The sequence below is a fragment of the Mesorhizobium sp. M0898 genome (genome assembly GCF_040319695.1).
In the GTDB taxonomy this organism is placed as follows: domain Bacteria; phylum Pseudomonadota; class Alphaproteobacteria; order Rhizobiales; family Rhizobiaceae; genus Mesorhizobium.
In genome coordinates, this window is the sequence record NZ_JAMYOE010000067.1 from 1 (window position 1) to 20,712 (window position 20,712).

The 20,712-nt window shown below is 61.0% G+C and carries 19 protein-coding genes; 8 read left to right on the plus strand and 11 right to left on the minus strand.

What is annotated here, in order from left to right; translation table 11 throughout:
• Window positions 1–121 precede the first annotated feature (121 nt).
• From NKH90_RS32090 to NKH90_RS32100, 3 genes are all read right to left on the minus strand, one after another.
• Complete coding sequence (locus NKH90_RS32090) at window positions 122–1,036, minus strand: sugar ABC transporter substrate-binding protein (protein ID WP_352503634.1); 915 nt, start codon at window positions 1,034–1,036, stop codon at window positions 122–124.
• Between the two features lie 93 nt (window positions 1,037–1,129).
• On the minus strand, window positions 1,130–1,915 hold the full coding sequence (locus NKH90_RS32095; protein WP_352819661.1) for an ATP-binding cassette domain-containing protein: 786 nt from the start codon (window positions 1,913–1,915) through the stop codon (window positions 1,130–1,132).
• The gene (locus NKH90_RS32100; RefSeq protein ID WP_352614824.1) at window positions 1,912–2,964 is read right to left on the minus strand and encodes an ABC transporter permease; all 1,053 of its coding nucleotides are present in this window, start codon (window positions 2,962–2,964) and stop codon (window positions 1,912–1,914) included. The genes NKH90_RS32095 and NKH90_RS32100 overlap by 4 nt, the downstream gene beginning before the upstream one ends.
• Window positions 2,965–3,131: 167 nt before the next feature.
• Between NKH90_RS32100 and NKH90_RS32105 the strand changes: the two genes are divergently transcribed.
• On the plus strand, window positions 3,132–4,028 hold the full coding sequence (locus NKH90_RS32105) for a GntR family transcriptional regulator (RefSeq protein ID WP_352819659.1): 897 nt from the start codon (window positions 3,132–3,134) through the stop codon (window positions 4,026–4,028).
• Window positions 4,029–4,090: 62 nt separating this feature from the next.
• Here the strand turns inward: NKH90_RS32105 and NKH90_RS32110 are convergent, their stop codons facing one another.
• On the minus strand, window positions 4,091–4,684 hold the full coding sequence (locus NKH90_RS32110; RefSeq protein WP_352474439.1) for a DJ-1/PfpI family protein: 594 nt from the start codon (window positions 4,682–4,684) through the stop codon (window positions 4,091–4,093).
• Between the two features lie 151 nt (window positions 4,685–4,835).
• A complete protein-coding gene (locus tag NKH90_RS32115) occupies window positions 4,836–5,528 on the minus strand; it encodes a GntR family transcriptional regulator (protein ID WP_502898605.1) in 693 nt (230 codons plus the stop codon).
• Window positions 5,529–5,725: 197 nt separating this feature from the next.
• On the opposite strand from NKH90_RS32115, the gene NKH90_RS32120 reads away from it, so the two are divergent.
• From NKH90_RS32120 to NKH90_RS32130, 3 genes are read left to right on the plus strand one after another with little or no spacing between them, the layout of a single operon-like run.
• A complete protein-coding gene (locus tag NKH90_RS32120) occupies window positions 5,726–6,949 on the plus strand; it encodes an iron-containing alcohol dehydrogenase (protein ID WP_352819655.1) in 1,224 nt (407 codons plus the stop codon).
• 17 nt (window positions 6,950–6,966) lie between these two features.
• Window positions 6,967–8,454, plus strand: a complete 1,488-nt coding sequence (locus NKH90_RS32125; RefSeq protein ID WP_352819653.1) for an NAD-dependent succinate-semialdehyde dehydrogenase — start codon at window positions 6,967–6,969, stop codon at window positions 8,452–8,454.
• Between the two features lie 11 nt (window positions 8,455–8,465).
• Window positions 8,466–9,287 (plus strand): alpha/beta hydrolase, encoded by an 822-nt coding sequence (locus NKH90_RS32130; protein WP_352819651.1) that lies wholly within the window; start codon window positions 8,466–8,468, stop codon window positions 9,285–9,287.
• On the opposite strand, the gene NKH90_RS32135 is transcribed toward NKH90_RS32130, so the two are convergent.
• The 6 genes from NKH90_RS32135 to NKH90_RS32160 form a co-directional block, all read right to left on the minus strand.
• Window positions 9,288–10,037: a ribonuclease activity regulator RraA gene (locus NKH90_RS32135; RefSeq protein ID WP_352823232.1), complete on the minus strand. Its 750-nt coding sequence runs from the start codon at window positions 10,035–10,037 to the stop codon at window positions 9,288–9,290. It abuts the gene before it with no gap.
• A 22-nt stretch (window positions 10,038–10,059) separates the two neighbouring features.
• The gene (locus tag NKH90_RS32140; RefSeq protein WP_352823235.1) at window positions 10,060–11,223 is read right to left on the minus strand and encodes a mandelate racemase/muconate lactonizing enzyme family protein; all 1,164 of its coding nucleotides are present in this window, start codon (window positions 11,221–11,223) and stop codon (window positions 10,060–10,062) included.
• Window positions 11,224–11,256: 33 nt separating this feature from the next.
• Complete coding sequence (locus NKH90_RS32145; RefSeq protein ID WP_352819645.1) at window positions 11,257–12,354, minus strand: ABC transporter ATP-binding protein; 1,098 nt, start codon at window positions 12,352–12,354, stop codon at window positions 11,257–11,259.
• A 10-nt stretch (window positions 12,355–12,364) separates the two neighbouring features.
• Window positions 12,365–13,255 carry a carbohydrate ABC transporter permease gene (locus NKH90_RS32150; RefSeq protein WP_023679256.1) on the minus strand — a complete coding sequence of 297 codons (891 nt, stop codon included), beginning with the start codon at window positions 13,253–13,255 and terminating at the stop codon, window positions 12,365–12,367.
• A complete protein-coding gene (locus NKH90_RS32155; RefSeq protein ID WP_352819641.1) occupies window positions 13,255–14,214 on the minus strand; it encodes a carbohydrate ABC transporter permease in 960 nt (319 codons plus the stop codon). The genes NKH90_RS32150 and NKH90_RS32155 overlap by 1 nt, the downstream gene beginning before the upstream one ends.
• Window positions 14,215–14,293: 79 nt before the next feature.
• Window positions 14,294–15,772, minus strand: coding sequence for an ABC transporter substrate-binding protein (locus NKH90_RS32160; protein ID WP_352823238.1), 1,479 nt, complete (start codon window positions 15,770–15,772; stop codon window positions 14,294–14,296).
• A 209-nt stretch (window positions 15,773–15,981) separates the two neighbouring features.
• Between NKH90_RS32160 and NKH90_RS32165 the strand changes: the two genes are divergently transcribed.
• The 4 genes from NKH90_RS32165 to NKH90_RS32180 are packed head-to-tail and all read left to right on the plus strand — an operon-like array spanning window position 15,982 to window position 20,548.
• Window positions 15,982–16,692, plus strand: a complete 711-nt coding sequence (locus tag NKH90_RS32165; protein ID WP_352540689.1) for a GntR family transcriptional regulator — start codon at window positions 15,982–15,984, stop codon at window positions 16,690–16,692.
• Between the two features lie 54 nt (window positions 16,693–16,746).
• On the plus strand, window positions 16,747–17,913 hold the full coding sequence (locus tag NKH90_RS32170) for a mandelate racemase/muconate lactonizing enzyme family protein (protein WP_352823240.1): 1,167 nt from the start codon (window positions 16,747–16,749) through the stop codon (window positions 17,911–17,913).
• A gap of 56 nt (window positions 17,914–17,969) precedes the next feature.
• The gene (locus NKH90_RS32175) at window positions 17,970–19,331 is read left to right on the plus strand and encodes a mandelate racemase/muconate lactonizing enzyme family protein (protein ID WP_352614805.1); all 1,362 of its coding nucleotides are present in this window, start codon (window positions 17,970–17,972) and stop codon (window positions 19,329–19,331) included.
• A gap of 17 nt (window positions 19,332–19,348) precedes the next feature.
• On the plus strand, window positions 19,349–20,548 hold the full coding sequence (locus NKH90_RS32180) for a mandelate racemase/muconate lactonizing enzyme family protein (RefSeq protein WP_352819637.1): 1,200 nt from the start codon (window positions 19,349–19,351) through the stop codon (window positions 20,546–20,548).
• Window positions 20,549–20,712: the final 164 nt, after the last annotated feature.

Genomic DNA, 20,712 nt, shown 5'->3' on the forward strand with positions numbered 1-20,712 from the left:
CCCTTCACCAACACCCCCATTTCCGCCGCCTGCTTCTTTTTTTAAAACCACCCCGTTTGCTCCGTTGCCGCCCTCAATTCGCCCGGGGGCGGGGGGCCCACCCCCCCCCACCGCTGGTGGATCACTCGAAGTCCTTGACGTTCTGCAGCGTCACCAGTCCGGCGCCGGTATCCACATTGGCCTCGACGGGTTCCCCGCGGATGGCCTTGACGACGGTGTCGATGCCAAGCTCACCCATTTTCGCTGGAAATTGAGCTACGCTGGCGTCCTCCGCTCCCGACTTGATCGCTTCGATCTCACCGCAGCACGCGTCGAAGCCGACCACTATGAGGTTGTCGTTGGCAATGCCGGAATTGCTGATCGACTTGACGGCGCCAGGGATCGGCGGACCGCAGGCCGAGTAGATCGCCTTGAGATCGGGATTGGCGGTGAGGATGTCTTCGGTCACTGACGTGCCAAGTTCCAGCGTGCAGTTGGTTGCGCCCTTGCCGACGACATCGACCTTGACGTCGCCCAATCCCTCCATCATGCCCGTGACCCGGTCATCCAGAGCCGGCACCCCGGGAACGCCTTGCAGGATACCGATCTTGTCACCGCTCTTGAGCACCGTTTTAAGATACTCTCCGGCGATCTTGCCGCCGTTGAGGTTGTTGGTCGAGACCAATGCCGTCTGGCCTTTCCAGTTGGGAATGCTGTTGTCGACGAGAACCACCTTGATGCCGGCGGCCACCGCCTTGTCGAGCGCCGGCGCGACCGTCGGGTCGACCGGAGTGATTGCCAGCCCGTTGACGCCCTGCGTGATCATGGATTCGATCAGAGCGATCTGGCCTTCGATGTCGGTAGCTGCCTGGCCCTGGCCGGTGACCAGTTCGATCTCCGGATGAGCGGCCGCGTATTTCTTGGCGGCGTCCTCCATGGTCGAGTAGAACGGCACCGGGAATTTCGTAATCAGGCCAACCTTGATCTTGTCTGCGGCCGAAGCCGGCACGGAAAACGCAACAGCGATCACCAGCCCTGCGAACAGTTTTCGGTTCATTGGCATTGTATTCCTCCCTTGGATTGAGACGCCTCCCGGCGGGAGACGCTTCAGGCATTTGCGGACCTGAAAGGTCCCCAAATTTCGAACGGGTCAGGCTCCAACGATCATGGAAACCAGTTCCTGTTTGTTGCCTTTGGTCGGCACCAGTTCGCCGACCCTGCGGCCCTGGCGAAGCACCACCGCGCGATCGGCGAGCTCGACGACGTGTTCCATGTTGTGAGTGATCAGGATGACGGCATTGCCCTGGTCGCGCAGCGCAGCGACCAGATTGAGCACCTGGCGTGATTCACGCAGGCCGAGTGCGGCGGTCGGCTCATCCAGAATGACAACCTTGCGGGCGAACACGGTCGAGCGGGCCACGGCGATCGCTTGCCTTTGTCCACCCGACATCATGGCGACGACGGCATCCAGCCGCGGCAACGCAACCTTGAGTTTTGCCAGCAGAGCACGGGTCTCGGCGTCCATCCGGCGCTGCTGCAGAAACCGCAGGCCGCGCGGAAGCCATTGCGGGCCAGCCAGTTCGCGACCGGCAAAGAAGTTCTGTCCCGGTGTCAGATTGTCGAACAGCGCCAGATCCTGATAGACGGTCTCGATGCCGGCGAAGCGCGCATCCGCAGGGGAGCGTATCTGCGTTGGCGCACCGTCCAAAAGGATCGCGCCGGCATCGAGTTGGTGCACCCCGCTGATGCATTTGGTCAGCGTCGATTTACCCGCGCCATTGTCGCCGAGCAGGCCGACGATCTCGCCGCGCCGCACCTCGATGCTGACATCGTCGAGGGCCAGAACCGAACCGAAACGCTTGGTAGCACCGCGTACCGCCAGCACGGGATTGTCCGCCGTGACCGCGTGATCGACTTTGGCCGCAACGGCGCTCATGACTGTCTCCCAGCTTGCAGCACACGCACACGCCCTTCGAGGTAATTGCGCAGCACGTCGGACTCGACCGCGATCACGATGACCACGCCGATGACGATGAGCTGGAAAAAGACATTGACGTTGAGCAGGTTGAGCGCGTTGCGGATAACGCCGATCATGATGGCGCCGATCAAGGCATGGCCGAGGTGGCCGCGGCCGCCAAGAAAGCTGGCGCCGCCAATGATCACCGCCGCGATCGTGTCCAGTTCCAGCAGATTGCCGAACAGCGGCGAACCGGCGTCGGTGCGGCCGGCAAGGATGACGGCACCGATGCCGGCGCACAGCCCTGAGATGACATAGACCGAAACCAGCACCCAGGACACGGGAATGCCCATGCGCAGCGCGGCGTCGGGCCGGCCGCCGACGGCATAAATCCAGCGCCCCCAGACCATGGTTTTAGCCATGACGGAAAGAACCGCGGCAACGCCCGCAACGACGAAAACCGATCCAGGCAGGCCCCAAACCGCCTCGCGGCCAAGCGCATCGATCGAATCCGGCATGCCAGGAATGGCGCGGCCATCGGCCAGTTGCAGGGCCAGCCCCTTGGCGATGCTCAATGTCGCCAGCGTGATGATGAAAGGATGCGGCAGCCGGCCGAAGACGTAGAAGAGCCCGTTGATGGCGCCGACCGCGGCACCGCAGCCAACCATCACGGCGATCACGATGATGGCGGGAGCACCGGCATGAAAGCTCAGCGCGCCGAAGACGGAGGCCAGTGCAAGGTTCGAGCCGACGGAGAGATCGATGCCGCGTGTCAGGATGACCAGATGCTGGCCCATCGCAACAACCGAGATGACGGCCGTCTGGGCAAGGATGTTGCTGAGATTGCGTCCCGTCAGGAAATAGGGCGACAGAAAGCTGAGAACGGCGATCAGCAGCACCAGGATGACCACCGGACCAGCGCTCAGCAGCATCAGGCCGAGCGCAAGGCCGGGAACGGCTTCTGACTTCCTCGATGCCGGCAACGCGGCCTCGCCGACAGTCGTGCCGGTGTTTCCCGTTTCAGGCAAATTTCCCCTCCCCGCCGCGGCTTGTACGAGCCGTGTCGTCAAAAATTCAATTCGTGTTCAGGTCCTCTTCTTATCGATAAAAAACAACCGGCCGGGCCGGGTCAAGTTGTTTTTTATGGATAAAGTTCATGATAAAAGGACAAGCTATAGTTCCCAAGGAAAATCCGATGAGAACCGACACCGTCTACAAGAAGGCCTTCAATCGAGCTGCGAATATGCTGCGCGACGGGCAACTGGCCGGTGAACTTCCTTCCGAAAATGAGCTTAGACGGCGAATGTGCGTCAGCCGCACAACCGTCAGAAAGGTTTTGCGGGAACTGGTTCACCGCGAACTTATCACCGAACGCCACGGCCTCAGGTCGACGGGCCGCCCGGTCAGCGACAACGATTACTATCCGGACGCCGAAACCACACCTCGCGCCAAGCATGTCGAACAGCAGTTCATGGAGTGGATGCTGCGGGGCGACACCAGGCCTGGAACCAGCATCAATGAGCTCGAGCTTGCGCGCCAATTCGGCGTTGCGACCAACGGAATTCGCGAATTCCTGATCCGCTTCAGCCGGTTTGGACTGATCGAGAAACGGCCGAATACAGGCTGGCTTTTCAAGGGCTTCACCGAAGGCTTTGCACTTGAGCTCTTCGAGATCCGAGTAATGTTCGAACTGCGTTCGGCGCAACTATTTTCACTACAGCCGCACAGTTCTCCCCTATGGTCGAAACTCGCTGCGCTCAAGATGGCGCATGCCGACCTGCTGGAGCGAATTGAGGGCCGTTTTCATGACTTCTCCGGCCTGGACAACCGGTTTCACCGGCTCATAAACGAGGCATCACCGAACCGCTTCATCGATGATTTCTACGACATCATCACGTTCATTTTTCACTACCACTATCAGTGGAACAAGCAGGACGAAAAGCAGCGCAACCAGGCGGCAATCCTCGAGCATCTCGCCTATATCGATGCGCTCGAAAGCCGCGAATCTGACCGGATTGAGCGGGCCTGCCGAGCGCACCTGGCGTCGGCAAGAGCAACGTTGACGCGTTCGCTTATCGGACTTGTTGAATGATGTAGTCGACCCGCCCTTCAAGGGAACCGACGCATCCTCTGGAACGCGTCGGAAGCAAACGCTTACGCGTGACGGATTTCCGTTCCCAGCACCTTCAAACATTCGCGGATGAACGCTGCAAGGGCCGTCCAGCCCTTTGCCGAAACCATCGTGCCATCCACATATGCCTCCGTTGGAGACAGGTCGATATAGGTGCCGCCCGCAAGCGTCACTTCGGGCTCGCAAGCCGCCAGTGCGCCGACCTTCTTGCCACGCACGACGCCGTCCACCGCAATCAGGATCTGCACGCCGTGGCAGATCGTGAAGATCGGCTTCTTGGTTTCGTGGAAGTGGCGCACCATCGCCTGTACGCGCTTGTCCGTGCGGATGTATTCGGGGCCACGGCCGCCGGCGCAGTACACGGCGTGGTATTGCTCCAACTGCTTCTCCGCGTCGGAAAAGGTTTTGTTGATCAGCGCATAGTGGCCGAGCTTTTCGGTGTAGGTCTGATCGCCCTCAAAATCATGCAGCGATGTTTTGATCAGGTCTCCGGCGCTTTTGTCTGGGCACACGACGTGGACGCTGTGGCCCACCGCTTCCATCGCCTGCTGGTAGACGAAGATTTCGTATTCCTCGGTGAATTCACCGGTCAGCATCAGGATCTTTTTGCCTGGCATGGTACTTCCTTTCCTGTGACAACGGCCGGGCGAGACCTGTACTCGCCTGGTAGGTTTGAGTTTCTAGAAGGGTGAATCGGGGAAGTAGTCTTCGTTGGCACTGGCCTGCGTGATGACCGTCAACGGCGGGTGCGGGGACATCGGGACAGTCTCAGTCGAACGCCAGCAACAAACGGTCGCGGGAATGCTCGATATGGCGACGCATCGCCTGCTCGGCAGCGGCAGGATCGGCCGCAGCGAAAGCGGCCAGGATGGCCTCATGCTCATCAAGCGCCTCCTCGGTGACGCGCGAATGGAACATCAGGCGAAATATGTGGAAGTGGGTATGCTGGTGCGCCAGTGTCTCGCGCACGAGTTCGTTGTTGGCGAATTCCATGACCTTGTCATGGAAAATGGCATCCTGGCGGGCGAAGTTGGAATACCGCAGGCGCTCGTCCTTGCCCTCACGGCGCGCCATGACGCCGGCCGACGTCTGAAGCTGCGCGAGCTTTACCTCGTCCATGAGCGCGGCTGCCTTGGCTGCGCCATGAGGTTCGAGCAGCAGGCGAAGCTCATAAAGTTCGTCAAACCGCCGTTTCGTGATCTGCGGCGCAGCGCGGTAACCGATCAGATGCGTCTTCAGCACCAGGCCTTCGCCTTCGAGCCGGCCGAGCGCCTCGCGGATCGGCGTGTGGGATACGTTGAACTCCTTGACCAGACTGTCGACGGTGATGCGCGAGCCCGGCGCAATCTTCAGCGACATGAGTTGCGCAAAAATCGCTTCGTAGACGTCCTCAACCAGGCTGCTGGAGCGCTGGATACGCCCGCCGCCGAGGTTCGTATCGTCCGCATTGAGTAAGTTCATGGCCTGCATGTTTTGCCTCTTGACACATTGAGTTGCTAACACGATGCTCTGGCTAATGCAATCCTATATCCTATACGATTTTATAGAGGATATCATTTGCGGCGGTTACGAGACAAAGCAATGGCGCTAGCGGTAGCCCTGCGGGAGCAGCGTGCCGCCCCAGCGGCCTTTCCAGACATCATCACAGGATGCAGGTCATGAGCCTTTTCGCTGCGATAAGGCTGCCACGCGAAATCCTCTTCGGGAGGGGCCAACGCCACGTCATTCCGGTTGTCGCGGCCAGGCTCGGGCGTCGCGCGCTCGTCTGCACCGATGAACGTTTTGCCGCAACGGGCCAGTTCGCTGAGATTATCGCGGCACTGCGAGCCGCCTCGCTAGACGTACTGGTGCATGACCGTGTGCTGCCCGACGTCCCCCGGGACACCGTTGCCGTCTGCGTCGAGGAAGCACGGAAGTTCGCGCCCGACATGGTGATCGGCATTGGCGGCGGCAGCTGTCTCGACCTGGCCAAATGCGCCGCGCTGCTCATCAGTCACGGCGGTCAGCTCCAGGATTACTACGGCGAGTTCAAGGTGCCCGGCCCGATGCTGCCGCTGATTGCGGTGCCGACGACAGCCGGCACGGGCTCTGAAGTGACCCCGGTCGCCGTGATCTCGGATCCGGATCGCACACTTAAGGTCGGCATCTCAAGCCCGTATCTGATCGCGGCCGCGGCCATCTGCGACCCTGAGTTGACGATGACATGCCCGCCGGGATTGACGGCAATCGCAGGCGCCGATGCGCTGACGCATGCAATCGAGGCCTTCACCGCCGCCAGGCGTGGGACCGATCCCGGCCTTCCGCAGAACCATGTCTTTATCGGCAAAACCGCCTTGACCGATCACTTCGCCCTGCTGGCGATCAAGCTGCTTGGCCGAAGCCTTGAAACGGCATGCCGCCGGCCCTCTGACGAGGACGCCCGGGCCGACGTCATGATGGGTGCACTTGCAGCCGGCTGCGCGTTCGGAACGGCCGGCACAGCGGCAGCGCATGCCGTGCAATATCCGGTTGGCGCGATAACCCACACCGCTCACGGATTGGGTGTCGCCACCATGTTGCCGTACGTCATGAAGTACAACAAAACAGCCGCAGCGACCGAGATGGCCGAGATCGCCAACGCGCTCTGCCTCGATGGTAAAGGCCGGACGCCCGACGAGTTGGCCGACGCGACCATTGCCGAAGTCAGCCGGCTGTTTGGGGCAATCGGGATCACCTCCTCGTTAGCCGAGCTGGGGCTGCCCGCCGATAAGCTCGATTGGACGGCGGAACAAGCGATCGGTATCGAGCGCCTCATCAAGAACAACCCGCGTCCATTTGATTTGCGGACCATGCGACACCTGGTCCAGGCGGCCTTTGATGGCGACCTCGCCAGCATCATGTAACAATCGGGAATATCGAGATGAACACGTTTTCACAGGTTCTGGCTGACGATCAGGGCATCAGCGACTTCCACACAATCTCGCACGGGCTGTATATTGGCGGCCAATGGCGGCAGTCCGCGGATGGCAGGGTGATTCCGGTCGTCGATCCTTCGACCGAGGCTGTCATCGCCGCTGTGCCGGATGCGACCGTGGACGACGCCGCCACTGCCGTTGAAGCCGCTGCCAAGGCAGCCGATGACTGGCGAACAACGCCGCCGCGAAAGCGTTCCGAGATCCTCCGACGCTGCTTCGAACTGATGACGGACCGATCGGAGGCACTGGCTACTCTCATCGCATTGGAAAACGGCAAGGCCCTGCGGGATGCCCGCGGCGAGATCGCTTATGCCGCGGAATTTTTCCGTTGGAATGCCGAGGAGGCCGTTCGCATTACCGGTGAATTCGGTACTGCGCCTTCCGGCACCAATCGGATTGTGGTCGACTACGAACCCGTCGGCATCTGCATCCTGATCACGCCCTGGAATTTTCCTGCCGCGATGGCGACGCGCAAGATCGCGCCCGCACTTGCCGCTGGATGCACGGTGATCCTGAAGCCGGCCAGTGAGACACCCCTCACCGCCTATGCGCTCGCCGCGCTCTACCAGGACGCGGGCATTCCACCAGGGGTGGTCAACGTCCTGACAACCTCCAGTCCCGGGCCTTTGACAGCCGCCATGCTGGCCGATCCGCGGGTGCGCAAACTCTCCTTCACCGGTTCGACGGGTGTGGGTCGCGCTCTGCTGGCAGAGGCTGCCAGGCATGTGGTTTCGTGTTCGATGGAACTCGGCGGCAACGCACCGTTCATTGTGTTCGACGACGCCGATCTCGAAGCGGCGCTCGATGGTGCAATGGTGGCCAAGATGCGCAACGCCGGCGAGGCCTGCACGGCCGCAAACCGCCTCTATGTGCAATCCGGCGTCTACGAAGCCTTCTGCGATGGCCTCGAGAAGCGGATGTCGTCGCTCAAGGTCGGCCCTGGCACTGATCCGGACACGGAATGCGGGCCAATGATCACGAAAAAGGCGGTCGAGAAGATAGACCGCCTTGTCGTCGACGCGGTCACACGCGGCGCGCGGGTCATGTGCGGCGGCTCAGTCCTGTCCGGGCGCGGTTTCTTCTACCCTCCGACGGTGCTTCGCGACGTGCCGGGCGACGCAAAGATGGCGCATGAGGAGATATTCGGGCCGGTGGCGCCAATCTCGAGCTTCGAAACGGAGGCCGAGGTCATCGCACGCGCCAATGACACCGAATATGGGCTTGCTGCCTACATTTACACGCGCGATCTGGCGCGCGGCATGCGGGTGGCTTCCCGCATCGAGGCCGGGATGATTGCTCTCAACCGCGGGCTGATGTCTGATCCGGCAGCTCCCTTCGGCGGCGTCAAGCAAAGTGGGCTCGGCCGCGAGGGAGGGCAGCATCACGGCATTGCCGAGTTCATGGAGGCGAAATACCTCGCCGTCAGCATGTGAGCTGAAGAAGAATGCAAGGCGATCCCTTTCGCATCCGCGACCACGTTGCTGATTTTGACCAAATCGTGCAGGACATTGTTGACCGCAGCGAGGTCGCCCGCGCCGCCATTCCGATGACCGCTGACGTGGCCTACGGACCGGATCCGACCGAGACCATGGACCTGTTCTTTCCTGCGGGCAAAAGAACGGCGCTACCGGTGCACATCTTTGTCCATGGCGGCTACTGGAGAATGTTCTCCAAGCGCGACTACTCATACATCGCGACGACGATTACCCAGGCCGGGGCCATCGCCGTCATCCTCGATTATGCTCTGATGCCCAAGGTCCGAATGGCGAGGATCGTCGACCAGGTGCGCCGCGCCAAGCAGTGGGTCCTGGCCAACATCGCCGATCATGGCGGAAGCCCGGCGGCCCTGACTGTCAGTGGTCATTCGGCAGGAGCCCATCTTGCAACGTTTCTGTTCGAGGGCGAGCATACCCCCTCGAATGTGAAGGCAGCCCTTCTCCTGAGCGGACTCTATGATTTGAAGCCGCTCCAGGATTCCTTTCTCGCCAACGAGATTGGAATAACCGACGAGGAAGTCGCCATGTTCACACCTCTCGCCTGTCGGCATGATGCTCAAACCAAGGCGGCGGTTCTGGTCGGAGCCAACGAGACGCCACCCTTCCATCAGCAAGCCGATCGATTCAAAGCAAGCTTGCTGCGGCAGGGATCGTTGGTAACGTCGCATGTGCTCCCGAACCGCAACCACATGGACAGTGTCAGAGATCTTGGCGTGCCGGGGACCGAGGCTGGCGATTGCCTGGCAAAACTGATCGCCAAGGCCTGCTGACTAACTCGGGTTCTCCAGGCGATTTGTTTTGCGCCACTCCTCGTACTCTCCGCGGGCATCGTCATGCAGCGGATAGTAGCGTTGCAACGGCCCGCCCTCCATGAGCTTCGCTCGCGAAAACTCCTCCCAATCATGATGCTTCTGTGATTCTTCGATCACCTTCGGGGCCATCACGACGGGAAGCACCACCACCCCGTCGTCGTCGGCGACGATGATGTCGCCCGGGATCACCGTGACACCGCCGCAGGCAATCGGAACGTTGACGGCATTGGGATAGATGCTGGTCTGCACATGATAGTTTGGCGTCCAGCCGCGCAGCCATAGGGGCAGGTCGAGCTTTTCGACATTGGGCCGGTCGCGCATGCACCCATCGATGACGATACCGGCCCCGCCCCTGCCCTTGAAATACGTCGACATCATATCGCCGAAGACGCCCGAGCTCATGTCGCCGCGCGCGTCGACCACGACCACATCGCCCTCCTGCGCGTGATAGAGCACGTGCCGGTGCAGCTGTGTCTCCGGATCGGCATATTCTCCTTCGGTGAAGAGGTCCGGCCGCTGCGGCAGGAACTGCAGCGTCAGCGCCGGCCCGACGATCGACTTCCCGTGGTTTTGCGCCACCGGACCAACCATGTGCGGATTGCGGAAACCCATATGGCCAAGCGTGCCGGCAACCGTCGCGGCGCCGATCTGCCTTAGCGCGTCGATCAGGTCTTTAGGCGGCCGCATGATGTCGGAAGTATGTGTCATTGTGGACTCCGATTGAATGGAACTACCAGTTCGTAACAGAACCGTCGCGGCGCTTAAGGTGAGGCGCTTCCCAGAAACGCAAACTCTGCGTCTGGACCGCAACTTCGTTGACCTCGACGCCGAGCCCCGGCAGATCGCCGACCGGGTAATCGGTCCCGTCGAGCCGTGGTTGCACGGGGAAGAAGTCGGAATTGTCGAAGCCCAGCTTTGTTTCGGGTGCCCTGGTCTCGAGCCACGCGAAGTTGGGTACCGCGGCAGCGAGATGCACGGTCGCGGCCGTGCACACTGGACCAAGCGGATTGTGCGGCATCAGGTCCACATAATGCGCCTCGCTCCAGCTAGCGATTTTCATCGCCTCGGTGAGCCCGCCGACATTGCAAACATCGAGCCGGTTGAACTGATGGATGCCGCGCTCGATGTAGGGCAGGAACTGCCACTTGCTGGCAAATTCCTCGCCTATGGCAAAGGGGATTTCGGTCATCGTGCGCAGCGATTCATAGGCCTCCGGCGTTTCGGCCCGTATCGGCTCCTCGAGGAAATCAAGCACGCCGCGACCGAGCTTGTTGCAGAAGCTCGCGGCCTCTGCCACCGACAGCCGATGATGATAGTCGAGGCCGAGGACCACGTCGTCGCCCAGCGCCTCGCGCGCCCTGTTCAGCATGCCCGCGGTAGCGCCGATGGACTCGCGCGGCTCGAAGATGTCCTTGCTGTTTTGCCCGAAGGGGAAGAAGCGGATCGCCTGCCACCCCTGCGCGCGAAGTTCGCGGGCCCGTTCGATGGCAACGTCGCCCTCGGCCTCGTCGCCGGTCGAGGCAAAAGTGGGAATGCGGTCGCGCTGCTTGCCGCCCAGCAGCTCGTAGACCGGCACGCCCAGCGCCTTGCCCTTGATGTCGTGAAGGGCGATGTCGATGGCGGAAATCGCCGCCTGAAGGACTCGTCCGCCTTCGAAGTACTGGCTGCGGTAAATCTCCTGCCAGATCCGCCCGATCTGCATCGGGTCGCGGCCGATGAGAAACTCGCGATAGTGCTCGACCGCGCCGGCCACGGCCCTCTCGCGACCGCTCAAGCCGCTCTCGCCCCAGCCGAAGATGCCCTGGTCGGTCTCGACCTTGACGAGCATCTGGTTGCGCGTTCCTACCCACACCGGATAGGGCTTGATCGCGGTGATCTTAAGTTTCTCAGTCATCCACGCCCACGTTTCACACGCATTCGCTCTATCTCAGTTGGCCTTGAGGGCCATTTCAGTTTCGCCATCGAACAGATGCATCCGCTCCTGGTCGAACTCGAGCCAGATCTGCTCGTCGGGCGCGACGGCAATGTTCGGCGGCACGCTGACGTTGACGATGGCGCCGGACAGGAACGCCTGGACGAAGGTGACGTCTCCAGTCGGTTCCACCGTGTAGGCCTTGGCCGGAATGGAACCAGGGACCGCACTCTTGTGGAGCTTGATCGTCGAGTGACGTGCGCCGAGCACGACTTTCCTGGTCGTCGCTTTCGCCACCTTCTGGGCATTGCGCGGTGAGAGCTCAAGGCGCCAGCCCTCGGCGCCGGTCAACACCGTGTTGCCGTTTGCCGTCGAGGCCTCTAACGGAATAAGGCTCATCGCCGGGCTGCCGATGAAGCTGGCCACGAACATGTTCACCGGATGGGCGAAGACCTGCGCCGGTGAATCGTATTGCTGCAGGTAGCCGCCATTCATCACCGCCATCTTGTCAGCCATGGTCACGGCTTCGAGCTGGTCGTGCGTCACATAGATGATCGTCGCCTTGAGGTCCTGGTGGAAACGCTTGATCTCCGACCGCATCTGCACGCGCAGTTTGGCATCGAGGTTAGACAGTGGCTCGTCCATGAGGAACACGGCGGGGGCGCGAACGAGGGCACGGCCAAGGGCCACACGCTGCTGCTGCCCGCCCGACAGTTCGCGCGGCTTGCGCTCGAGCAGGTGCGTCATGTCGAGCACTCGCGCCGCTTCCTTGACCTTCTTGTCGATCTCGTCCCTGGGGAGTTTGCGCATCTGAAGCGGGAACGCCAGGTTCTTGTAGACCGATTTCTGGGGGTAGAGCGCGTAGTTCTGGAACACCATTGCGATGTCCCGGTCCTTGGGGTCGAGGTCGTTGACCACGCGCTCGCCGATGATGATGTCGCCCGCTGTGATCGGGGTCAGCCCCGCGACGAGATTGAGCGTGGTTGTCTTGCCGCAGCCTGAAGGGCCGACGAGCGCAACGAACTCGCCGTCATTGACCGTCAGCGAAACGTGGTTGACAGCTTTGAAGCTGCCATAGCTCTTGACGAGATCTTGGAGGACCACGTGGGCCATCGGCAACTCCCTAGTGCTTGACCGCGCCTTCTGTAAGGGCGCGTACGAAGTATCGTTGCAGGACCAGGAACAGCACCACGACGGGCACACTCATCATGAAGCTGGCCGCCATCAGGCCCGGAAAGTCCGTCGTATTTTCCGAGAAGAAGCGTTGGATGCCGACCGGCAGGGTCAACTGCTCGTTCTTGGAGAGGAAGGTGTAGGCGTAGATGTACTCGTTCCACGCGCCGATGAAGGAATAGATTGCGGTGGCGATGATCCCCGGCGTCGAGAGCGGCATCACGATCATGATGAAGGCCTGGAACCGTGTTGCGCCATCGATGCGCGCCGCCTGCTCAAGCTGCACCGGGATATTGTCGTAAAAGCCCTTGAGCAGCCAGATCGCCAGCGGCAGGCCAAAGGTGAGATAGGTGAGTATCAGCGAGCCATGCGTGTTTATCAGACCGATGGCGCGCATCAGGATGAAGAGTGGCACGAGAAAGATCACCGCCGGGAACATGTTGCGCAGCAGCACGGCAAAGAACAGGAAATTCCGGCCGGGGAAACTGAAGCGCGAAAACGCGTAGGCCGCTGGGACAGCCACGATCACCGAAAGGATTGTCGTGACGGTCGACACGAAAAGGCTGTTCCAGAAGAAGCGGAGGAAGTCCTGGCCGACGCTGTTCTGCGGATCGAGCAGTTTCTGGTAGCTGGCGAGGGTAGGTTCGTCCGGCCACCATTGCGGCGGGAATTGTGTCGCCGCGAATCCGGATTTGATCGAGGTGATCAGCATCCAGATCATCGGCAACGCGGTATAAAGCAGCATGAACACGAGGAATATGCGCCCGGCCCACCGCCATCCGTCGACGCGCATGCGGCGACGGGTCTGGGCTCGAGGCGCTGTTTCGGCAATCGTGCTCATCAGGCGCTCCCCTCTTTCCGCTCGTTGCCGCTTAACGCACGGACGTAGAAGTAGCCCAGCGTCATCAGCGTGAGGAACAGGAGCACCGAATAGGCCGATGCCACGCCCCAGCGCTGCCGTCCGAAGGCGAGCTCATAAATGTGGGTTATCCAGATATGCGATGCGTTCGACGGCCCGCCGCCGGTCATGATCCAGGGGATGATGAAGGAATTGAAGTTGGCCACCGCGAGCAGCAGCATCGTCACCACCGAGACGTTGCGCAAGTGCGGGAAGGTGACGTGCCAAAAGCGCTGCCATGCATTGGCACCGTCGACTTTTGCGGCACGCAGCAACTGGTCGGGGACTGTCTGCAGGCCGGCCATCATCATGATCATGGCAAACGGAAACTCGCGCCAGATATTGACGACGATCAGGGAGGGCAGCACCGTGCTGACATTGTCGATGAAATTCGGCGGATGGGCGGCCAATCCGAGGCCGACCAGCACCGCGCCGATGATCCCGAAGTCCGAATGGTAGATCCACTTCCAGATGTAGGAGGCGGCGACGGCGCTGATGACCCAAGGGATGATCAGGACGGCGCGCAGGACACCACGGCCGATGAAGTCGCGGTGGAGCGCCAGCGCTGTGGCAAACCCCAGGACAAAGGAGATGAAAGTTGACCCCAGAGTCCAGATCAGTGTGTTCCAGGTGACTTTCCAGAACACCTGACTGGTGAGGATGGTCGTGTAGTTGTCGAAGCCGATGAAGGTCTTGTCGCGGAGTTGCAGGCCAGGCGGTGTCTTAAAGAACGACAGCTCGACCGTGTAGTAGATCGGATAGGCGATGACGATGAGCATCACGGCGATCGCTGGGAGCACGTACGCGTAGTCCGCGCGATGCTCCCAGACCTTCCGCAGCGCGCCGGACCAACCGGGTTGCAATCTTCGGCGAGCCTCGGCCTTGCCGGTCACGATCGTCACTTGTGGCGTGCCCTTTTTCTTCGGAACGCTGCGGCTGCGCCAGCGGCGCAGCCGGTCCAGGTCGTAGGTGTGGCTTGGACTAGAGTCCGCCCATCAGGTCTTTTACCTTCTTGGCCGCGTCGTCCGCTGCCTGGTCGACGGTCATCGCTCCGGTCAGGGCATTCTGCAGCATGTCCGGGATGATGATGTTCATGATCTCCGGGGCCTGCGGCAGAGCTGGGAACGGGATGCCGTATGGTAGCATCGAGGTGGTGACGTCGAGGAACTTGATGTTGTCCAGACGTTCCTTCATCCACTTGGTCTTGAAGCCGTTGAGGTTGCCAGGGTTTGATCCGGCATAGGCCATCTTCAGCGACCATTCAGGGCTCGTCCACATGCAGATGATGGCCTTTGCGGCCGGCTCGTCTACCTTGCCGCCCTCGACATATTCGGGTTTCAGGATGTGAATGTTCGAGCCGCCGAACACGACGGCGCGCTTGCCGTCGGGACCAGTCGGGATCAGGCCGTAGCGCATGTTGTCGATGACCGTCTGCGCCTTGTCCTTGTCGGTGCCCGTCGCCTTTTTCTGCAGGTCGAGCATGACGTTGTAATCGGACGGGTGCGAGATCATCATGCCGAGCTGGCCAGCGACGAACAGGGGCTGATTATCGGCCTGCTGATTGGTGAGTGCCGAAACCGGAACCGACTTGTCGCGAACATACATGTCGTAGGAGGCTTGCAGCGCTGCCTTGCTTTGCGGGCTATCGAGCTGGACCTGCTCATAGGTCGGGTTCGGCGTCGCTTCGTCGAAGACACCTCCGCCATAGGCCCACAGCTGTGGCATGAAGCGGTACGGCGTATTGCCGGCATTCTTGCGAGCCACGAGGCCATATCCGGCAATGCCGAGCTTGTCGTGGATCTGCTTGGAATACTTGACCACGTCGTCCCACGTTGCCGGCGGTTTGTCCGGATCGAGGCCGGCACGCTTGAAGATGTCGGCGTTCCAGATGAACGCCATCGTCTCGTTGTTGGTCGGAATGCCGTAGGTCACGCCCTCCCAGGTCACTGCCTTCATGGCGCCGGGCCAGAAATCCTCGGTCGAATACCCCACATCCTCTGGCTTGAGCGGCTGCAGATAGCCCTTTGAGGCGAACTCGGTACCACCCAGGATCTGCAGGCGGACCGCCATAGGCGCGGCATTGCCCAGGAGCGCGGTGCGGAACTTGTCGAGAAGGTCGTTATAGGTGAGGGCTTGTTCCTCGAGCTGGATGTTCGGATAGGTTTTGCGGAAGGTCTCGAAGAAATCCTTGTAGTACTGGCGCAGGAGGTCCGGGTCGCCCTCGAACACGCCCTGATACCAGAAAGTCAGTCGCCCCTTGTAGTCGAGCGGGGTGACCTTGGCGCAATCGGCCGCCGTGTCAAAATCCTGTGTGCCCGCAATCGAGCGCACATATTCCGGCGACCACTTGCTCAGGTCGACCGGCGGTGCACCCAGCGCCGATGTAGACGTCAGGGATGCCATCAAAGCAGTGGCGACAGTGCCGCGCAGGATGGCACTGCCGAGCGCAATTCTCGTCATAGGTATCCTCCCTGGTTCTCCCATGCCGCCCTAAAGCGGTCCTTGCTCGTTTCGATCGCGAGGATGCTTCTGCCAGCTCAGTGTATCCTCTCGATCGCTTGGTACGTTTTCAGATCGTGAATTGCCTGTCAACGCGCTGGATCGTACATTGTTTGCGAAAGCCGTGTGTGATATCGGGCAAGGTATGTATTAAATTGGGGAGCCCGGCCTTGGCCGAAACAAGCGATTTCAAAGCGATGCCACCGGTGGGGACCGATCCCATCGGTGCCTCCAGCGAGGGCGCCTCGCTTTATGAATTGATCAGGGAAGATATCATCGAGGGACGGCTCGCTGCCAACGAACGGCTTGTCGTCACCGATCTCGCCCGGCGTCACGGCACTTCGACCAATCCTGTGCGCGAGGCCCTACAGTTGTTGCGCGGCGAAGGGTTTGTCACCTTTATCGCCAACCGCGGGGCGCGCGTGCGACCCATTGATCAAGATTTTGTCCGGGATATCTACGAGATCGGTGTTCTGATCGAGCCAGCCCTGACACGATGGTTTGTGAATATGGCTACCGGCGAGGACATCGCCGAACTCGAACGTCTCCAAGGCCTGATCGAAGAGAACAATTTCGCCGACACATTCAGGCATAGTGAGCTGGATACCGCTTTCCACACCGTGATGTACCAGCGGCACTACAACCGCCACGCAGCCGAGCTTTGGTGGAAGCATCGCGAAGTGCTGCGAGCCGTGAGCCGTCGTTTCAATTTCACGCTGGCGCGACGTGCCGCGATCATGCGCGAGCACCGCGAACTCATCGCGCTTGTGAAGGCGGGAGAGGCCGACAAGGCGGCCGAACTCGTTTCCCGCCATGTCGAGGGTTCGGGCCGGCATATTCTCGAACAGATGCGAGCGCGCAACGCCGCTCGGGCCGGATAGAATGTCCAGTCCAGAACATCGTTAGCTGACCATTTCCAGGCAAAGGTAGTTAAGATGAAAATCACGAGCATTCGGCCGTGGCTGATCAAGTCCGATGCTTCCTACTGGGGAGAGTTCCTGTTCGTCGAAGTGACGACCGACGAGGGAGTGAGTGGATGGGGAGAGATCACCACCACGACAAGGCTCGCCAACCGCGCTCTCTGCACGATCCTGCGGCAGATCGGCGTCGCCGTGACAGGCGAGGATCCGGCGCGTATCGAGCATCTCTGGCACAAGATCTTCCGCAGCTTCACCTACATGGGAAGCCGCGGGGCCGCCGTCGAATGCGTGAGCGCCATCGATATTGCCCTCTGGGACATCCGGGGCAAAGTCCTCGGCAAGCCGATTTACGAGCTGCTTGGCGGGCCGGTACGCGATCAAATCGCGCTCTACACCCATCCCAACCAGGCCAAATTCACCAGCAAGGAGGCCGTGGTCCGCGAAATTCTAGACATTGTCGAGTCCGGACACACTGCGCTCAAGTTCGATCCCTACCCCCACCAGGGCCGCAGCGCCGATGGCCTGCCCCGCGAACAGCGAGACGGCTACCTCGATGGCAGCATGACCCGCAAGGACGAGCGCGAGGCCGCCGAACTCACGGCTCTGATCCGCGAAACGGCAGGACCCGATGTCGACATTCTCATCGATGCGCACGGCCGCTTCGATGTCCCCACCGCCATTCGCCTCTGTCGGAGCCTCGAGGAGGCCGGCCAAATCGACTGGTTTGAGGAGCCCTGCCCGCCCGAGAGCCTTAACGCCCTCAAGCAGGTACGTGAGAAGGTCAATACCGCCATCTCGTGGGGCGAGCGCGGCCACACGAAGTGGGATTTCGTGCCGGTACTCGAGAACAGGCTCGCCGACTACATCATGCCCGACGTTACCTGGACCGGCGGCATTACCGAACTCAAGAAGATTTCTGCGCTGTGCGAAGCCTACTACGTGCCGGTCTCGCCACATGACGCCGCGGGACCGATCAACGTGGTTGCGGGAGCGCAGGTGATGATGACCGTCCCCAATTTCTACAAACTCGAAACATCGGAGTGGAACCTGGGCAAATACGATCACCTGATCGACAGACCACTCGACATTTCGAACGGCAGCCTCAAGCTGTCGTCGAAGCCTGGTCTCGGTATTGAGATGGACCGCGACTACCTGCAGGCCTACGAGATTGAGTTGGGCTAGCAAGACCAAATGCCGGCCCAGGGTGCGGGACGACAAGCCGAAAACGAGGATAAGTCATGGCAAAGAGAGGTGGCGCCGACGAAGCGCTCAATCGGGTAAACGCGAACTCCAAGCCATCCCAGCTTCGCATCACCGACATGCGGGTAGCCGAAATCGTCGGCGCGCCGTTCACCTCGACCCTGCTCAAGATTTACACCAACCAGGGCATCGTCGGGCTTGGCGAGGTGCGCGACGGCGCCAGTGCCACCTACGCGCTGATGCTGAAGAGCCGGCTGCTTGGCGAGAACCCTTGCGACATCGACCGCCTGTTTCGCCGGATCAAGCAGTTCGGTGGCCATGGCCGGCAAGGCGGCGGCGTCTCGGCGGTCGAGATCGCGTTGTGGGATCTCGCCGGCAAGGCCTATGGCGTTCCCATCTACCAGATGCTCGGCGGCCGGTTTCGGGAGAAGGTGCGCGTCTATTGCGACACCGACGCTACCGTGCCGAGCGGCACCGAGACCGGCAAGCGCCTCAAGCAGCGCATGGCGCTCGGCTTCACCTTCCTCAAGATGGATCTGGGGCTGATGCAGATCGCGGATGTACCCGGTGCGGTCGTCTCCCCTGCTGGTTCACTTGAAGGGTACCGCATCCATCCCGGCCGCGGCCCGGTCAAGACCATGGAGGAGCGGCGCGCCCGCAATGCCGCTTACGATTTGCATAACGTCCCCCATCCGTTTACCGGCCTCCACTTTTCCGACAAGGGCCTCGACCTGCTTGAACAGTACATTGCCGAGGTTCGCGATGTTATCGGCATGGATATTCCGCTCGCCATTGACCATGTCGGCCACATCTCGCTGCAGAACGGCATTCGGCTCGCCAGGCGGATTGAAAAATACGTGCCGGCCTGGCTCGAGGATGTGATCCCATGGCAGTACACCGAGCAGTTCCGGCAACTGCAGGCCGCCACTACGGTGCCGATCTGCACCGGCGAGGACATCTACCTTAAGGAAGGCTTCGAGCCTCTGCTCAAGAGCGGCGGCCTTTCCATTATCCACCCGGACCTGCTCACCAGCGGGGGCATCCTCGAGAGCAAGAAGATCGGCGACATGGCCCAGGACCACGGCATCGCAATGGCCATCCATATGGCCGAAAGTCCAATCGCCGCAATGGCCGCGGCACATGTCGCGACCGCGACCGAAAACTTCATGGCGCTCGAATACCACTCTGCCGATGTCGACTGGTGGGACGATATCGTCACCGGCCTTCCCAAGCCGCTCGTGAAGGACGGCTTTATCACTGTTCCGGACAAACCTGGCCTGGGGATTGACGACGTCGTCGACGAGGTGATCTCGCAGCATCTGCAGCCGGGTGTCACCGGCATCTGGCAGCCCACGGATCATTGGGACGACGAGTATTCCTGGGACCGTATCTGGAGCTGAGGCGAAAAGAACCGAAGATGAAGATCACCGATCTCCGCTGCGCCGTCATCGGCAAACACCCAATAGTCCGCATCGTTACCGACGAGGGCCTCTATGGCCTTGGCGAAGTCGAGTTCACCAAGACCTATCTCAAGCCTTGGGTGCTGCATTTCCGTGAGGCGCTGATCGGCGAGGACCCTACCGATGTCGAGCGGGTGATGCTGAAGATCCGCCAACGCGGCTCTTTCAAGCCCTATGGCGCGGCGGTAAGCGCTATCGAGCATGCGCTGTGGGACATAGCCGGCAAGGCCGCAGGCGTGCCGGCCTACAAACTGCTCGGCGGCAAGGTGCGCGACAAGGTGCGCGTCTATAACGGCTCGATCCGCCAGAAGCGAACGGGGGACCGGCCGGAGGATTACGCCGCTGACGTGAAATGGATGATGGAGCAGCCGCAGAATTTCTTCATGATCAAGCAGGGAATCTCGTTCCATTCCAACATGAAGGACACCATCGAGGGCTTTCACTACGGCGTGACGCAGAAGAAGGCCGGCTATCACGGTGCCATGGACCAGGGCGTGATCAGCGAGCGCGGTTTCAACCATATGCTCGACTGCGTGATGGCGATGAAGGAAGTGCTGGGCGACAAGGTCAGCCTGGCGCTCGACTGCGGCCCGGGCTGGATGCTGCCCGATGCGATCAAGTTCGCTCGCGCGGTCGAGAAGTACAATTTGATGTGGCTCGAGGACATGCTGACCGGCGACTATGTGCCGTGGGTCAATCCGCAGGCCTATCGGGAGTTGACCACCTCCACCTCGACGCCAATCCATACCGGCGAGCAGATATACCTGCGGCACAATTTCAAGGAGCTGATCGAAACGCAGGCGGTGCGCGTCATCGGCCCCGATCCAGCCGATATTGGCGGCATTGCCGAGCTCAAATGGGTCGCCGAGCACGCCTATATGCACTCGATCCTGATGGCACCGCACGGCACCGCGAACGGCCTTCTGGGCCTCGGCGCGCTGATCAATGTCTGCGCCACCCTGCCCGCCAACTACATCGCGTTCGAATGCCCGAGCGCCTCCGACCCCTGGTGGGAGGACCTCGTAATCGGCCTGCCGTCGCAGATCGTGAAGGACAGCATGGTGGACCTGCTGGAAGCGCCGGGGCTGGGCCTCGATATCGACGCCGAAGCAGCCAGGAAGTATCTCCGGGACGAGGATGCAGGCTTCTTCGACTGAACCATCCTTCTTGCGCCACCCTGCACTGCGCGGACTGCTTCACGCAACCTGTCATCCGGAATGACCGTTTCGGGCCGACGAACGAACCCGCTGCGCGGGAGGGGCGCCTGCGGTTGAGGTAGAGATCAAGAACCGGTCGTCGCGCTCGCGTTGAGCGTCGTTCG

What these genes read in the sequence shown, in the direction of transcription:
- NKH90_RS32090 (WP_352503634.1), bottom strand. Translation starts at nt 1,036, where the DNA reads ATGAACCGAAAACTGTTCGCAGGGCTGGTGATCGCTGTTGCGTTTTCC.
- NKH90_RS32095 (WP_352819661.1), bottom strand. Translation starts at nt 1,915, where the DNA reads ATGAGCGCCGTTGCGGCCAAAGTCGATCACGCGGTCACGGCGGACAAT.
- NKH90_RS32105 (WP_352819659.1), top strand. Translation starts at nt 3,132, where the DNA reads ATGAGAACCGACACCGTCTACAAGAAGGCCTTCAATCGAGCTGCGAAT.
- NKH90_RS32110 (WP_352474439.1), bottom strand. Translation starts at nt 4,684, where the DNA reads ATGCCAGGCAAAAAGATCCTGATGCTGACCGGTGAATTCACCGAGGAA.
- NKH90_RS32115 (WP_502898605.1), bottom strand. Translation starts at nt 5,528, where the DNA reads ATGAACTTACTCAATGCGGACGATACGAACCTCGGCGGCGGGCGTATC.
- NKH90_RS32120 (WP_352819655.1), top strand. Translation starts at nt 5,726, where the DNA reads ATGAGCCTTTTCGCTGCGATAAGGCTGCCACGCGAAATCCTCTTCGGG.
- NKH90_RS32125 (WP_352819653.1), top strand. Translation starts at nt 6,967, where the DNA reads ATGAACACGTTTTCACAGGTTCTGGCTGACGATCAGGGCATCAGCGAC.
- NKH90_RS32130 (WP_352819651.1), top strand. Translation starts at nt 8,466, where the DNA reads ATGCAAGGCGATCCCTTTCGCATCCGCGACCACGTTGCTGATTTTGAC.
- NKH90_RS32135 (WP_352823232.1), bottom strand. Translation starts at nt 10,037, where the DNA reads ATGACACATACTTCCGACATCATGCGGCCGCCTAAAGACCTGATCGAC.
- NKH90_RS32140 (WP_352823235.1), bottom strand. Translation starts at nt 11,223, where the DNA reads ATGACTGAGAAACTTAAGATCACCGCGATCAAGCCCTATCCGGTGTGG.
- NKH90_RS32145 (WP_352819645.1), bottom strand. Translation starts at nt 12,354, where the DNA reads ATGGCCCACGTGGTCCTCCAAGATCTCGTCAAGAGCTATGGCAGCTTC.
- NKH90_RS32150 (WP_023679256.1), bottom strand. Translation starts at nt 13,255, where the DNA reads ATGAGCACGATTGCCGAAACAGCGCCTCGAGCCCAGACCCGTCGCCGC.
- NKH90_RS32160 (WP_352823238.1), bottom strand. Translation starts at nt 15,772, where the DNA reads ATGACGAGAATTGCGCTCGGCAGTGCCATCCTGCGCGGCACTGTCGCC.
- NKH90_RS32170 (WP_352823240.1), top strand. Translation starts at nt 16,747, where the DNA reads ATGAAAATCACGAGCATTCGGCCGTGGCTGATCAAGTCCGATGCTTCC.
- NKH90_RS32175 (WP_352614805.1), top strand. Translation starts at nt 17,970, where the DNA reads ATGGCAAAGAGAGGTGGCGCCGACGAAGCGCTCAATCGGGTAAACGCG.
- NKH90_RS32180 (WP_352819637.1), top strand. Translation starts at nt 19,349, where the DNA reads ATGAAGATCACCGATCTCCGCTGCGCCGTCATCGGCAAACACCCAATA.